At 68.2% G+C, this 14,767-nt stretch carries 12 protein-coding genes; all 12 read left to right on the top strand.

The features are described from left to right. The first annotated feature begins 4 nt into the window (after positions 1-4). The 12 genes from B5M43_RS11075 (at position 5) to B5M43_RS11020 (ending at position 14,639) form a co-directional block, all read left to right on the top strand. Positions 5-493, top strand: coding sequence for a hypothetical protein (locus B5M43_RS11075; protein WP_134745468.1), 489 nt, complete (start codon positions 5-7; stop codon positions 491-493). 98 nt (positions 494-591) lie between these two features. Beyond that, complete coding sequence (locus tag B5M43_RS11070; RefSeq protein WP_082542862.1) at positions 592-1,827, top strand: MFS transporter; 1,236 nt, start codon at positions 592-594, stop codon at positions 1,825-1,827. 135 nt (positions 1,828-1,962) lie between these two features. Then, the gene (locus B5M43_RS11065; RefSeq protein ID WP_134745469.1) at positions 1,963-3,081 is read left to right on the top strand and encodes an ABC transporter substrate-binding protein; all 1,119 of its coding nucleotides are present in this window, start codon (positions 1,963-1,965) and stop codon (positions 3,079-3,081) included. Further along, positions 3,078-4,883 (top strand): iron ABC transporter permease, encoded by a 1,806-nt coding sequence (locus B5M43_RS11060; RefSeq protein ID WP_205829470.1) that lies wholly within the window; start codon positions 3,078-3,080, stop codon positions 4,881-4,883. The genes B5M43_RS11065 and B5M43_RS11060 overlap by 4 nt, the downstream gene beginning before the upstream one ends. A gap of 26 nt (positions 4,884-4,909) precedes the next feature. Further along, the gene (locus B5M43_RS11055; RefSeq protein WP_134745470.1) at positions 4,910-6,040 is read left to right on the top strand and encodes an ABC transporter ATP-binding protein; all 1,131 of its coding nucleotides are present in this window, start codon (positions 4,910-4,912) and stop codon (positions 6,038-6,040) included. A gap of 10 nt (positions 6,041-6,050) precedes the next feature. Further along, complete coding sequence (locus tag B5M43_RS11050) at positions 6,051-7,277, top strand: MFS transporter (RefSeq protein ID WP_055987654.1); 1,227 nt, start codon at positions 6,051-6,053, stop codon at positions 7,275-7,277. A 44-nt stretch (positions 7,278-7,321) separates the two neighbouring features. After that, positions 7,322-8,437 (top strand): ethanolamine ammonia lyase-activating protein, encoded by a 1,116-nt coding sequence (locus tag B5M43_RS11045; protein WP_055987656.1) that lies wholly within the window; start codon positions 7,322-7,324, stop codon positions 8,435-8,437. 11 nt (positions 8,438-8,448) lie between these two features. Then, complete coding sequence (locus B5M43_RS11040) at positions 8,449-10,095, top strand: ethanolamine ammonia-lyase reactivating factor EutA (RefSeq protein WP_200941025.1); 1,647 nt, start codon at positions 8,449-8,451, stop codon at positions 10,093-10,095. A 7-nt stretch (positions 10,096-10,102) separates the two neighbouring features. Further along, entirely contained in the window at positions 10,103-11,260 is a 1,158-nt protein-coding gene (locus B5M43_RS11035) for an MFS transporter (protein WP_055987658.1), read from the top strand. 182 nt (positions 11,261-11,442) lie between these two features. Continuing rightward, on the top strand, positions 11,443-12,978 hold the full coding sequence (locus tag B5M43_RS11030; RefSeq protein WP_134745471.1) for a tripartite tricarboxylate transporter permease: 1,536 nt from the start codon (positions 11,443-11,445) through the stop codon (positions 12,976-12,978). Then, a complete protein-coding gene (locus B5M43_RS11025) occupies positions 12,975-13,520 on the top strand; it encodes a tripartite tricarboxylate transporter TctB family protein (protein ID WP_167626761.1) in 546 nt (181 codons plus the stop codon). Before B5M43_RS11030 ends, B5M43_RS11025 begins: the two co-directional genes overlap by 4 nt. A 60-nt stretch (positions 13,521-13,580) precedes the next feature. After that, positions 13,581-14,639, top strand: coding sequence for a tripartite tricarboxylate transporter substrate binding protein (locus B5M43_RS11020; RefSeq protein ID WP_134745473.1), 1,059 nt, complete (start codon positions 13,581-13,583; stop codon positions 14,637-14,639). The last annotated feature ends 128 nt before the right edge of the window (positions 14,640-14,767 follow it).

Raw genomic sequence — 14,767 nt, 5'->3', positions numbered from 1 at the left:
GTACATGGCCCTCTCCACCTACTGGCTGGAGCAGGGGAAGACGCAGGAGGAGGTCGACGCGCTCTTCGCCGACATCGCCGACGGCGGAGTGGTGTACGACGGTCATATCGCGATGGTGGACCGGCACCAGTCGGGCGCGTTCGACCTCGCCGCGTCGAACTGCACCTATATCGTCGAGCAGCAGAAGCGGGCGGGTGCCCCGCTCGAGTACGCACCGCTGGTCGAGCCGGTCTTCGCGCGTCCCAACGGCGTCGGGCTGATCGCGCAGGCCGAGCACCCGGCGGCCGCCACGCTGTTCGCCGACTGGATGCTCGAGGAGGGGCAGGTGCTCCTGGCGGAGAAGGGCTTGACCACGGCGATCGTGCCCGATGGTGCGGACGACCCGCTGCAGCATGTCGATGTCCGGTATGTCGATGACGGCGAACTCCTCGAGAACGGCCCGGAGTGGGAGGGATCCTACGAGGAGCTCCTCAAGAACGCGGGCGCGCAGTGATCACGCGAGACAGCAGCGCCCGATGACCGGTGTCATTCCGGCTACGGCGCACGTGTGCCGGCGGTGACGTGCGCCCGCCCGTGACCGGAGGAGCCCGGATGAGACGACCGACGTGGCCGAGAGCGCTGCGCGCGATGAACCACCGCAACTACCGGCTGTTCATCACCGGCCACGCTGTCAGCACGATCGGCACCTGGATGCAGCGGGTCGCCCAGGACTGGCTGGTGCTCGAACTGAGCGGATCGGCGGTCGATGTCGGGATCGCGGCGGCCCTGCAGTTCCTGCCGGTGCTCTTCCTCGGGCTGTGGGGCGGCGCCGTCGTCGACCGCCTCGACCGGCGCAAGCTCATCATGCTGACCCAGGTCATCAGCATGATCCTCGCGGGTGGGCTCGCCGTGGTCGTGCTGGTCGGCGCCGTGCAGCTGTGGGTGGTGTTCGCCTTCTCGCTGGCGCTCGGCTTCGTCACGGTCTTCGACAACCCCGCGCGACACGCGTTCGTGGCCGAGGTGACCAGGCCGCAGGACTACGTCAACGCGCAGGCGCTCGCTTCGACGGTGCACAACGTCGGGCGGCTCGTGGGGCCGGCCATCGCCGGCGTGCTGATCGCGTTCGCCGGCAGTGGCTGGGCCTTCGCGGTCAACGCGCTGTCGTTCGTCCCCGTGCTGTGGGGGCTCGCGCTCATCCGGCTGGACGTCGTGGGGGGCGGCAAGGGCGAGCGCAAGCGCGGGAGCGTGCTCGAGGGTCTCGCCTACGTGTTCTCGCATCCCGAGCTGCGCGCGTGCATGATCCTGATCGCCGTCGTGGCGCTGTTCGGGCAGAACTTCCGGGCGGTCCTGCCCATCCTGGCGAGTGAGACCTTCCACGGCGACGCCCAGACGTACGGCTGGCTGACGTCGGCGCTCGGGGTCGGCGCCGTCATCGGCGCCCTGATCACAGCCGCCACCGAGCGCGTGACCGGCTGGCGCCTGCTGCTGGCGGGCTTCGGCTTCGCCCTGACGAACGCGATGATCGCCGTCTCGCCGTGGCTGTGGCTGGCGATGTCGACCGTGCTGCTCATGGGCGTCACGAACCTGATGTTCAATACGCTGTCCAAGACCCTGCTGCAGTTGCGCACGGAGCCGACGATGCACGGTCGGGTGATGGCGCTGCATGGTCTCGTCTTCCTCGGGACCACGCCGATCGGCATGCCTCTGCTCGGCTGGGTGTGTGATCAGTGGGGCCCGCAGGCGGGCCTGTGGGTGGCCTCGCTGACGGCACTCGTCGCCGCCGTCGCGGTGACGCCGATGCTGCATCGACTTCGGGGCGGTCATAATCCTCCGCCGCCCGGAATGTGAAGAGTTTTCGCTATGCGCATTCTCGCAACCGTCGTTATCCAAACTTCATGGACGGGGGATGCAAAAGTGTGATTACATGATGTTCTAATGGTCGGACCATCGGCCAGATCTCGTAGACCCTCAAGGAGGAGGATCATGATGAAACTGACGCGCACGGGCGCTGTCGCCATCGCCGCATTCACGACTTCGGTCGTTCTCGCGGGCTGTGGTGGCGCCGGCACGGCCTCGGCCGGCGCCGCGGGCGCCGGCGAGCCGACCGAAGCCGAAGCGTTCTACGAGGAGATGGCGGCCCTCTCCGGCACTGAGCGCCGCGAAGCCCTCGTCGAGGCGGCCGAGGAGGAGGGCCAGCTGGCCCTCTACACCTCGATGACCTCCGACATCACCGCAGCGGTCGAAGAGGAGTTCGAGAAGGCCTTCGACATCAAGATCGAGGTCTACCGCGCGGGATCGAGTGACGTGCTCACGAAGATCGCCCAGGAGGTCAAGGGCAACTCGGCCAGCGCGGACGTCGTCGAGACCAACGCGCTCGAACTGCTCGCGCTGAACCAGATGGGCGTGCTCGCCGAGTACGCCGGCGAGCGGCGCGACATGGTCGGCGAGGAGGGCCAGTACGAGACCTGGACCGCGACGCGCTACAACGTCTTCTCCCCGAGCTGGAACACCGACTTGGTGAGTGCAGACGAGGCGCCCAAGAGCTGGGAGGAGCTGGCCGATCCGAAGTGGGACGGACGCCTCGCGCTCGAGCTCGAGGACTACGACTGGTTCATGGCACTCCACCAGTACTGGGAGGAGCAGGGCAAGTCGCAGGAGGAGATCGACCAGCTGTTCGGCGACATCCGCGACGGTGCCGAGGTCCAGAAGGGCCACACGGCGATGGCCGACCAGCACCAGGCGGGAGCCTTCGATGTCGCCGCCTCGAACTACACCTACATCGTCGAGCAGAAGAAGCGCGACGGTGCGCCGCTGGACTACCTGCCGCTGGTCGACCCGGTGTTCGCCCGCGCGAACGGCTTCGGACTGCTCAAGAGCGCCGCGCACCCGGCCGCCGCGATGCTGTTCGCCGACTGGCTGCTCGAGGAGGGCCAGCAGCTCATGTTCGATCGTGGTCTGATCGTGGCCATCGTGCCGGAGGGTGCCGACGACCCGATGGCCGACGTCGAGGTGCGCTACGTCGACAACATCGAACTCGCCGAGAACAGCGACAAGTGGGATGAGGCCTATCAGGAGCTCCTCCAGGGCGGAGGTGGGCAGTGACCGCCACCCTCGAGGTGATATCACGCACGAAGAAGCGTCTGCCGCGCGGATTCAAGGCCCCGGCCACGGGACCGATCCGCAATGACGAGGAGCCCGGTACCGGCTTCGTCGCCCTCGTCGGGCGCCTGATGACGCCGAAGACCCTGATCCTCGCAGTCGTCGCGCTGGTCATCTTCTGGTTCGGCGTCGTGCCGCTGTGGTTCATGGCCAGCAGCGCGTTCAGCGACCCGCTGACCGGTGAGTTCATCGGCCTCGAGGGATTCATCGAGGCGTACGCCGACACCAAGCTGTTCCAGATGCTCGGCCACTCGCTGTGGTTCGCCGCGGCGTCGTCGGTGCTCGCGGTCGTGGTCGGCACGACACTCGCGTACCTGCTGGTACGCACGGACGTGCCGTTCAAGTCGCTCTTCTTCGCCTCGTCGATCATCCCGCTCGTGATCCCCGGCATCCTGTACACCGTCGCGTGGATCTTCCTGGCCGACAAGGAGATCGGCCTGCTGAACCACTACCTCGGTGGCGCGGGCCTGTTCGACATCAACACTGTGTGGGGCATGGCCTGGGTCGAGGGCCTGCATCTGTCACCCATCGTGTTCCTGCTGATGGTGGCGGCGTTCCGCGCCATGGACCCCTCGCTCGAGGAGTCGGCGACGATGTCGGGCGCGAGCCGCGCCACGGTCATCCGCAAGATCACCCTGCCGCTCGTGCTGCCGGCCCTGGTCGGCGCGATCGTCATCATGATCGTCCGCGCGCTGGAGAGCTTCGAGGTGCCCGCCCTGCTCGGTGTGCCGGCGAATATCTACGTGTTCACCAGCCAGATCTACTTCGAGCTCCGCGGCTGGCCGCCGGGAACCGACACCGCGTCGGCTCTCGCCTTCGGCCTCCTCGCGATCGCCCTGATCGGCGTGACGTTCTCGAATCTCATCTCGCGCAACGCGAAGAAGTTCCAGACGATCACCGGCAAGGCGTTCCGCCCGCGTCCGATCGAGCTCGGCAAGTGGCGTCCGCTCGCGGGAACGGTGATCCTCGCCTACTTCCTGGTGACGGTCATCCTGCCCATGGCGGTGCTGCTGTTCAACTCGTTCCTGCCGTACCCGCAGACGCCCTCGGCTGAGGCATTCGCGTCGATGACGTTCCAGAACTACCTCGACGTGTTCGAGATCCCGGCGGCCCCGCGCGCGCTGACCAACTCGCTGATCCTGGGCCTCAGCGCCGCGACCGCCTGCATGGCGTTCATGGCCGTCGCGTCCTGGATCACGGTGCGCACCAAGCTCCCGGGCCGTCAGCTGATCGACGCGTTCACGTTCGTGCCGATGGTGATCCCGGGCCTGATCATGGGTGTCGCACTGCTGAGCACCTACCTCTGGCTGGACGCCAATGTCGGCACCGCCTTCTACGGCACGCTGTGGCTGCTCGGCATCGCGTACTTCACCCGCTACATGCCTTACGGCATGCGGTACGCGGTGACGTCGCAACAGCAGATCGGCGCCGAGCTCGAGGAATCCGCGCTGATGAGCGGCGCTTCGTGGTGGCAGACCTTCCGCCGCGTGCTCCTGCCGCTGCTGATGCCGGGTCTGCTCTCGGGCTGGATCTACATCCTGGTGGTCTCCTTCCGCGAGCTGTCGAGCTCGATCCTGCTGTACAAGTCCGGCACCGAGGTGCTCGGTCTGCTCATCTGGGAGCAGTGGGAGAACGGCTCGTCGGTCATCGTCGCCGCCATCGGTGTGCTCATGGTGCTGGCGCTGATCGTCATGGTGTCCATCGCTTACAAGCTCGGGGCCAAAGTCGGCATCCAGCAGGACTGAAAGAAACTTCGAAAGGTAATCACCCCATGTTGGAAATCGCGAACCTCATCAAGAGCTTTCCTGGTGAGAAGCCCAAGGGGCACAAGGGTGCGCCGCCGAAGGTCCTCGCCATCAACGATGTGAACCTCCAGGTCGAGCGGGGGGAGATGTTCACGCTGCTGGGGCCCTCCGGCTGCGGCAAGACGACCACGCTGCGTTCGATCGCGGGTCTCGAGGCTCCGGACAGCGGCAAGATCACCGTCGGCGGAAGGACGTTCTTCCACGCGGGAGACGGCGTGTCGACCGTGAACGTGGCCGCCAACCAGCGCGGCCTGGGCATGGTGTTCCAGTCGTACGCGATCTGGCCGCACATGACCGTGTTCGACAACGTCGCCTTCCCGCTGCAGGTCATGCCGCGCAACACGCGACCCAGCAAGAAGGAGATCAAGGCCCGCGTCATGCGGGTGCTGGAGACCCTCGAGCTGGCGCACTACGCGGACCGTCAGGCCACCAAGCTGTCCGGCGGCCAGCAGCAGCGCCTCGCGCTGGGCCGCGGCATCATCATCGAGCCGGAACTGCTGCTGCTCGACGAGCCGCTGTCGAACCTCGATGCGAAGCTGCGCGAGTCGCTGCGCTTCGAGCTCAAGCGCCTGCAGCGCGAACTCGGCATCACGTCGATCTACGTCACGCACGACCAGGTCGAGGCGCTGTCGCTGTCGAGCAACATCGCCGTCATGAAGAACGGCGCGGTGCAGCAGGTGGGTAAGCCGCGCGACATCTACGAGCGGCCGCGCAACCACTTCGTGGCCGACTTCATCGGCACCTCGAACTTCATCGAGGCGAAGGTGATCGAGAGCTCGAACGGGGAGTACCGGCTCGAGACGGCGGCGGGCGTGCTGAAGGTCAGCAGCGGCGCGTCGGTGCCCACCGGCACGAAGGTGGTGGCCTCGATCCGGCCGGAGGCGATGGACCTGTCGACCCAGCCGATCGCCAGCGAGAACGTCTGGCAGGGACGGGTCGTGGCACGCGCCTTCCTCGGCGACGCCGTCGACCACGTCGTCGCCGTGGGTGAGACCGAGGTGCGCGTCCGCACGGCGGCCTCCGTGTCCCTGGAGCAGGGCACCGAGGTCTACGTCCACCTCAAGGCCGAGAGCATCTCGCTCGTCCCGGCCGACTGAGGACGCGAAGGTGGCACTGCCTGAGATCCTGAAGAACCGCGGCTTCACCTTCTATTGGGGCGGTGTCATCCTCTCTGAGATCGGCACCCGCGGGACCATTGCGGCCATTCTGTTCCACGTCTATGCGCTGACGGGTTCGTTTGTCCACACGGGTCTCGTGGGTGCCGCTCAGGCGGTGGCCATCCTCGTTCTCTCGCCGCTCGGAGGGGTGTACGCGGACCGGCTCGACCGTAAACGGCTGCTGCAGGCGACGCAGTTCGTGGCGATGCTGGTGGCCCTCGCGCTCACCATCGCGACCGTGGCCGGTGTCGTCACGATCTGGGCGATCTACGCCGCGGTGCTGCTCACGACGGCGGCCGCGACGTTCGACGCCCCGGTGCGCCAGGCCATCATCCCCGCGATGGTGCCGCGCGAGCAGCTGCCGCAGGCGTTCGCGCTGATCAACCCGTCGCGAGAGCTGGCGGTGCTGGTCGGTCCGGGCCTCGGCGGCGTGCTGATCGCGATCGGCGGGCCGCAGCTGATGTACGGCTTCGACGCCCTGTCGTACCTCGCCATGGTGCTGGCGCTGTTCTACATCAAGGTGCCGCACCTGCCGGGTGCGCCGAAGCACGAGTCGATCTTCCGGCAGATCCGCGAAGGCGCCTCGTACATCCGCCGGCGGGGCGTGATCTGGATGCTGATGTCGCTCGACCTGTCGGCGACCATCTTCAGCGCGTATCGCGTGCTGCTGCCCGCCATCGCGACGGACGTGCTGCACGTCGGCGGCGTCGGGTACGGGGTGCTCGCGGCGGCTCCCTCGGCGGGAGCGCTGCTGGCGTCGTACACGATCTTCCGGCTCGTCACGCGCAGCAGGAAGCTCGGCAGGATCCTGCTCGCGACGACCATGCTGTACGGCGGCGCGGCGATCCTGCTCGCACACGCGGGGCTGTTCTGGGTGGCGCTGCCCGCGTGCCTGCTGCTCGGCGCTCTCGATGCGGTCACCACGACGATCCGCCACGCGGCGGTGCAGCTCGAGACTCCGGATGCCGTCCGCGGTCGCGTGACCTCGCTGTATCAGATGGCCTCTCGCGGCGGCCCCGCCGTGGGCGACGCGGTGATGGGCAAGCTCGCCGCCATGGTCGGCCCCGCGGTCGCCCTGACGCTCGGAGGCATTCTGACGGCCGTGTATGCGGCTGCCTTCCTGCCGCGCGCGAATGCCGTGCGCGAGTACGCCGGAGCGAAGGCAACAGCGCACTAGACATCACGACTTCCTCCACCCGACAGAAGAAGAAAGGAACGCAAATGGCCAAGGATGCGCTCGTATCTCCTGAGCTTGCGAACAAGTTCAAGACGGAGAAGGACAGCCCGTATGTCCGCTGGGTCGCCGCGGAAGGGCTGGACATCATCGCCGCCCACTACGTCGAGGACCTGAAGACCGTCGAGCTGAAGCCGTGGGACCGCCGCGGTGGCCGCGGGGTGTTCATCAACCACGAGGCGTCCCGCACCTCGAACGACTGCTACGTCGCCGAGATCCCGGCGGGCGGCTCGCTCGCTCCGCAGCGTCAGCTCTTCGAGGAGCAGATCCTCGTGCTGTCGGGCCACGGTTCGACGACCGTCTGGAACGACAAGGGCAAGAAGATCACGTTCGAGTGGGGCCCCAACTCGATCTTCGCGATCCCGCTGAACACGAACTTCCAGCACTTCAACGCCTCGGGCTCGGAGCCTGCGCGGTTCGTCTCGTCGACGAACGGCCCGCCGATCATCAACATGTTCGACGACCCCGAGTTCGTGTTCAACACGCCGTACGACTTCCCGTCGCGCTTCAACGGAGAGCCCGACTACTTCGACAACAAGGACGAGCAGGATGGTCTGCTGCTCAAGACGAACTTCGTCTGGGACTCGGTGGGCCTGCCCCTGATCTCGGCGAAAGAGCGCGGCGCGGGCGGCGGTCACATCCGCTTCACGATGGCGCGCGGTTCGCAGAACAGCCACATCTCGCAGTTCCCGCCGGCGACCTACAAGAAGGGTCACCGTCACGGACCGGGTGCGCACGTCATCATCCTCTCGGGTGAGGGCTACTCGCTGATGTGGCCGGAGGGCGAGGAGCCCCGGCGCTACGACTGGCACGCCGGCTCCATGATCGTTCCGCCGAACATGTGGTATCACCAGCACTTCAACACCGGTTCGGAGCCGGCCCGCTACCTCGCGTTCAAGCACGAGGTCGTGTCGATCCGCAACGCGCAGGGCGTGCCGAAGGCGTGGATCTCGCAGCGCATCGGCGGGGACCAGATCGACTACGCGGACGAGTCGCAGATCGTGCGCGACACCTTCGCGACCGAGCTCGCGAAGATCGGCCTGAAGCCGCAGATGGACGCGGTCTACGAGGCCGAGCTCGCCGACCTGCCGCCCAAGCAGTAAGGAAGCCCCCGGTGCACGCCCACGCTGACACCATTCACACCCACGCCCCCTACGACGTCGCGGCGCTGAGCCCCAACGGGCTCGACGCCGCCGGCATCTACCGAGGGAACGATCACGGCCATGACCACGATCACCACGGTGATCACGATCATGATCACGATCACGCGCTCGACGCCCGGGAGCTGGCGGCGGCCTTCGCCGACAACCCGATCTGGCAGCGCGACAACGTGGAGATGGTCAGCGTGGGCGTGGACATCGGGTCCGCAGGAACGCAGATCGTGTTCTCGCGCCTGGTCCTGCGCCGACGCGGCGAGGACCTCACGTCGCGCTACATCGTGGTCGAGCGCGAAACGCTGCACCGCTCGCCGCTGCATCTGACGCCCTTCGCCGCCGACCTCACGATCGACGCCGAGGCGCTCGGCGGCCTGCTCGACCGCGCCTACGACGACGCGAAGCTGGACCCCGCGGCGGTGGACACCGGCGTGGTCATCCTCACCGGCGAGGCACTGCGTCGCGAGAACTCCGAGGCGATCGCCACGGTCATCGCGGAGCGCGCCGGCGACCTCGTCACGGCGACCGCCGGTCATCACATGGAGGCCATGCTCGCCGCCTACGGCTCGGGTGCCGTGCGCGTCTCGAACGCGGCGGGTTCGCGCATCCTCAACATCGACATCGGCGGCGGCACCACCAAGCTCAGCCTCATCGAGGCGGGCGAGGTGAAGACCACCGCGGCCCTGCACGTCGGCGGCCGCCTGCTCGCCCACGAAGACGGGCACATCGTCCGACTGGAGCCCGCGGGCCGCAAGCATGCCGAGGACGCCCACCGCTCGCTCGAGCTGTTCGGCTCGGTCGCCGAAGAGGACCTTGACGCCATCGCCGCGCGCATGGCCGAGGCCGTGTTCGAGCTCCTCGACGGCGCCGGCGATGACGAGCTCTGGCTCACCGATCCGCTGGTCGTGGACTTCGCCACGATCGACGGCGTCGTCTTCTCGGGTGGCGTGGGCGAGTACGTCTATCGCAACGAGACGCGCGACTTCGGCGACCTGGGGCTCCGCCTCGGACACGCCCTGCGCGACATCGTCGACGGCCGCACGCTGCCGCTGCTCGAAGCGGCGGAGCGCATCCGCGCCACCGTGCTGGGCGCGTCGGAGTACAGCGTCCAGCTCTCGGGCATCAGCACCCACCGCGAGGACGCCGATCTCCTCCTCCCGCGCCGCAATCTCCAGGTGATCGCGCCGAGGTACGACCTCCCCGAGGACGCGTTCGGCGACGTCGACGCCGAGGCGATCGCCACGGCGATCCGCGAGCGCCTCGCCGCGTTCGGCGTCGAGCGCGATGACGAGATCGCCGTCGCGCTCGACTTCCGGGGCGCCCCGGCATACCCCCGCGTGCGCGCCCTCGCGGACGGCGTCCGCGCCGGACTCGCCGAGCGCATCGACGTGGGTCGCCCGACGTTCCTCGTGCTGCACGCCGACGTGGGGCTGAGCCTCGGACGCATCCTCCGCACCGAGCTCGGCGTGACGAGCGGTCTGCTCGTGCTCGACGGCCTGTTCCTGCGCGACTTCGACTACGTCGACCTCGGTCGGCTGCGTCAGCCATCCGGCACCGTCCCCGTCACGATCAAGTCGCTGATCTTCGGCGATCGGATGATCGACTGAACGCGGCGTGACCGAGCGCGGGGCGTTCAGCTGGGACAAGCAGGACTGGCTGTCCGAGGGGTCGATCTTCCTCTTCTCGGTGTCGGTCGGCATGGCCACGGTGCTCGTCCCGCTGGTCGCGGACGACGCCGGCTACTCGCTCGCCGCGATCGGCTTCTTCGTGGCCGTGTCGGCCGTGTTCCAGCTGCTCGCCCGCATGGGGATGGGCGTGCTGATAGACCGGTTCGCCACCAAGACGCTGATCGTGGTGGCGCTGGTGATGATGCTCGTCTCATGCGCCATGCTCGCCACGAGCAGCGTGCTGTGGGTCTTCCTGGTCTCGCAGGTGCTGCATGGCGCCGCGCGCGCGTACTTCTTCACCGGATCGCAGATCCACGTGGTGCGCAACACCAACCGGAAGCCCGTCAAGTCGGTCGCGCTGATGAATGTGACCAACGGAGCCGGCATGCTCGCGGGCCCGATCCTCGCGGGTGTGATCGGCGAGTTCTCCCTGCAGGCGGCGATGTGGGTCGCGGCGATCGCGGCCGGCATCGGCGTGCCCGCGAGCATGGTGTTGGCGCACCACGCGCCGTTCCCGCGTCCGCCGCTGGATCCGGACGCCGAGCCCGAGAGGCCTGTCTGGATGCGTCCGGGCGTCGTGGCCGCGGGCCTGATGGGCGTCACGGCCGGAACCTGGCGCGGCATCCTGAGCTCGTACGTGCCGGTTCTGCTGACCGCGGCCGGGCACTCGCTCGCCCTCACCGGCATCCTCGGCACCGTCGCGAACCTCGCCGCCCTCATCGGCTCGTCGGTCGCGCACCAGGTGCGCCGGCTGGGCGTGCGCCGTTCGGCGGTGACCGCCACCATGATCACGGTCGTGAGCCTCGTCATGCTCACCTTCGTCACCCAGTCGATCTGGCTCGCGGCGACCTTCCTGTTCCTGTCGGGCATCGGCGCCGGTCTGCTGCAGACCTTCCAGCCGACCCTCGCCGCGGAGGCCGTCGGCCCCGAGGACCAGGGGCGCTCGATCGCCGCGGCCGGCACCTACCGTGCGGCGGCCCTGCTGCTCGCCCCGATGGGCATCGGCGCCCTGGTGCTGATACTGCCCAGTGCGGGTCTTGCGACGGCCGTCATCGCGGTGCTGGTCGGTCTGCCGAGCGTGCTGGTGAGGCCGGGGAGGTCCTGATCACCGTATCGTCGTGCGGGGCTGCCTACGGCGGCGAGCAGCTGTTGGTGAGACCATTAGACCTCGAGTAGAGTGGTGCGAAGCACTGCACCGCGGCACCCGAAGTCCGGCGCAGGAACGGGCGCCTGAGGGCACGGACTTCGACGTCTCGCACCCCGAACAACGACGTTTGAGAGGACCTCATGATCGAAGCCATCGGCAGCGGGCTCGCCCAGCTGCTCCAATGGGAGACGCTCGGCCTGATGGTCGTCGGCATTCTCGTCGGCTTCCTGGTCGGCGTGCTGCCCGGCCTCGGCGGAGCGGTCGCGATCGCCCTTCTCCTTCCGTTCACCTTCGTCATGGAGCCCGTCCAGGGCCTCGCATTCCTGCTCTCGATGTGGATCGTCACGACCACGTCCGGTGACATCACGTCGGTGCTGTTCGGCATCCCCGGGGAGGCGACCTCCGCCGCGGCGGTGCTGGACGGCTACCCCATGACGAAGAGGGGCCAGGGCGGCCGCGCGCTCGCCATGGTGCTGATGAGCTCCGCCGTCGGCATCGTGTTCGGTGCCGTGGTGCTCGGCCTGTTCGTCACGATCATCCGCCCGCTTGTCCTCCTGATCGGCCCGCCCGAGTTCTTCATGCTGGCGCTGGTCGGTCTGTCGTTCGTGGTGTCGCTCGCGGGCAAGAGCCCCGGAAAGGGCCTCATCATGGTGGCCCTGGGCCTGCTCGTGTCGTACATCGGCATCGACCCGACGTATGGCGTGGCCCGCTTCGACTTCGGCCAACTGTACCTGTGGTCGGGTATCGCGCTCGTCCCCGTCGTCGTGGGCCTGTTCGGTGGAGCCGAGGTGCTGCAGCTGATGTTGTCGCGCTCGTCGATCGCCGCGCCCTCCCTGGGCGGCGCCAAGCTCTCCGGCGTCCGCGCCGGTCTCGCGGTGCCGTTCAGGCACTGGTGGCTCATGATCCGCACGTCGGCCATCGGCGTCGCGGTGGGTCTGCTGCCGGGCCTCGGCGGCACGGTGGCGCAGTGGATCGCGTACGGCCACGCCCGCCAGACGTCGAAGGACCCCGAGAAGTTCGGCAAGGGCGCGGACGACGGCCTCATCGCCGCCGGTGCGGTCGGCGTCGCGAAGGACGCCGGATCGCTCATCCCCACCATCGCGTTCGGCATCCCCTCGGGCGCCGCGACTGCGGTCCTGCTGGGCGGCTTCCTGATCCTCGGCATCAACCCCGGAAAGGAGATGCTCGAGGACAAGCTCGACGTCACCTTCTCGATGGCTTGGACCGTGATCATCGCCGGCCTGCTCGGCATCGTCCTCGCGCTGCTGCTGGCCCGTCCGCTCGCGGCCCTGACGAAGATCAACGGCGCCGTCATGACGCCGGTGCTGCTCCTGTTCCTCATCGTCGGCGCCTACACCGCCAGCAGCAATTGGGGCGACCTGTTCGTCATGCTCGGCTCGGCCGCGCTCGGCGTGGTCTGCCTCCGCTGGGACTGGCCGCGCGTGCCGTTCCTGCTCGCGCTGGTGCTCGGGCCGCTCATCGAGCAGTACCTGAACCTCTCGCTGACCATCTTCGGCGCCGAGTGGCTCGTCCGTCCGGGCGTGCTCATCCTCGCCGTCGTCGTCCTCGGCGTCGTCGGCTTCGGCATCCGCTTCGCCCGCAAGCAGGGCGAGTCGGACGCGGCTCCTGTCGGTGTCGGCACCCGTGTCATCCGCACCCTGGGGAAGAAGAAGTGACCATCGTCGACAAGAAGGCGCTCAGGCCCGACCTCATCATCGCGGGCATCCTCCTCCTCGTCTTCGCGGGGTTCCTCGCGGCGAGCTTCATGTACCCGGCCGATGCGGTGCTGCTGCCGCGGCTGGTGTCGATCGTCGGCATCCTCGGCACCGCCTGGACCGTCGTGCGCAGCCTCATCAAGATGCGCACGGCCCCGGAGGTCGCGGAGGAGTCCACGGCCGTCGAGGACGAGCTCGTCGCGCTGAAGCACCAGGCGGAGGAGGCGGACCCGGACAACCCCGAGGAGGCCTTCGCGACCGCCTCGCGCAAGGACTGGCTGACGGCCCTCGGCTTCGCCGCGGGATTCCTCATCGTGATGTGGCTGGCGGGCATCTTCGTCGCCACGGCCGTCTTCTCCTTCGCCTACCTGTCCTGGGTGGGCAGGAAGAAGTGGTACTTCGCGCTGATCTACGCGGTCGTGCTGACCGGTGCCCTGTACACCCTGACGCGCATCGTCACGCTCATCCTGACGCCGGTCGGCGTCCTCCTCCCCGGCGGTTGATCCGAGCCGTCGGCATCCCACCTACGTAGTCGACACTTCACCAAGGAAGGTCCCTGTCACATGACTCTCAAGCGGTTCACCTGGACCCGCATCGCCGCGAGCTCGCTCGCGATCGGCGCACTCGCTCTCGCCGGCTGCTCGGCGCCCGGCCAGCAGGGAGCCGCCGCTCCCACCGGCGACGGCGCGGATGCCTGCGCGGCGTTCGAGGGCAAGACCGTCGAACTGGTCATCCCCTACTCGCCGGGCGGTGGCTACGACACCCTCGCGCGCACGGTCCTCCCGGGCCTCGAGAACGCGCTCGGCGCCGAGGTCGTCCCGATCAACAAGCCGGGCGCCGGCGGCCTGCTCGCCATCAACGAGCTGTCCAAGGCCACGCCCGACGGCTCGCAGATCGCGATCGTGAACGGCACGGGCGCCGCCTCGGCGATCCTGGCCGAGGCCGAGGGCCCCACGTTCGACTTCGACGGCCTGAGCTACGTCGGCCGCATCGCGATCGACGACCCGGTGGTCGCGACCGCGACCTCGGGCGATTTCAAGACCTGGGACGACGTGCTGGCCAGCGACGGCTTCACGTTCGGTTCGACCGGCCGCGGCTCGTCGGACTACATCCTCGCGCAGACGCTCATCGAGGTCTTCGACCTGAAGAACGCCGAGGTCGTCACGGGCTTCGGCGGCCAGTCCGAGACCGAGCTCGCGCTCATCCAGGGCAACGTCGACGCGATCGCCGGCCCGCTGGACAGCCGTCGCGCCAGCATCGAGAGCGGCGAGTCGCACGCAGTGCTCGCGTTCGCGGACGAGGCTCCGGCCGAGTCGCCCGACGCCGCCACGCTCAGCGAGCTCGACCTCACCGACGAGCAGACGGCGATCCTCGACGGCATCAAGCTCATCACCGAGTTCGGTCGTCCGCTGGTCGCGCCGCCGGGCATGGACGAGGGCACCCTCGGCTGCCTCCAGGACGCGCTCGCCGCGGCGGTCGAGGACCCCGAGGTGGTCGAGATGGCCGAGAAGGCCAAGCTCGGCATCGACTTCCTCTCGGGCGAGGACATGAAGGACGAGGTCGTGCCGACGCTCCAGGAGCTGCCGCAGAGCGTGATCGACATCCTCAAGGCGTCGTACTGACGGACCTCTGACGACCCCCTCCGGCGCGAGCGAGGCTCGCCCCGGAGGGGGTCGTCATATGCGCTGTTCGCTCGGCATCACGGGCCGCGGGACGAGCGATCCGCTCGCCCGCGAGGGTCCGTCGTCCT

It is taken from the genome of Microbacterium sp. MEC084, from assembly GCF_004514465.2.
Taxonomy (GTDB): Bacteria; Actinomycetota; Actinomycetes; order Actinomycetales; family Microbacteriaceae; genus Microbacterium.
The sequence above is the reverse complement of the archived record's forward strand: the minus strand, read 5'-3'. Positions and strand labels throughout refer to the sequence as shown.

Excerpts from the sequence above, each read along its gene's own strand:
- B5M43_RS11075 (WP_134745468.1), top strand. The coding sequence starts at position 5 with ATGGCCCTCTCCACCTACTGGCTGGAGCAGGGGAAGACGCAGGAGGAG.
- B5M43_RS11070 (WP_082542862.1), top strand. The coding sequence starts at position 592 with ATGAGACGACCGACGTGGCCGAGAGCGCTGCGCGCGATGAACCACCGC.
- B5M43_RS11065 (WP_134745469.1), top strand. The coding sequence starts at position 1,963 with ATGATGAAACTGACGCGCACGGGCGCTGTCGCCATCGCCGCATTCACG.
- B5M43_RS11055 (WP_134745470.1), top strand. The coding sequence starts at position 4,910 with ATGTTGGAAATCGCGAACCTCATCAAGAGCTTTCCTGGTGAGAAGCCC.
- B5M43_RS11045 (WP_055987656.1), top strand. The coding sequence starts at position 7,322 with ATGGCCAAGGATGCGCTCGTATCTCCTGAGCTTGCGAACAAGTTCAAG.
- B5M43_RS11030 (WP_134745471.1), top strand. The coding sequence starts at position 11,443 with ATGATCGAAGCCATCGGCAGCGGGCTCGCCCAGCTGCTCCAATGGGAG.
- B5M43_RS11020 (WP_134745473.1), top strand. The coding sequence starts at position 13,581 with ATGACTCTCAAGCGGTTCACCTGGACCCGCATCGCCGCGAGCTCGCTC.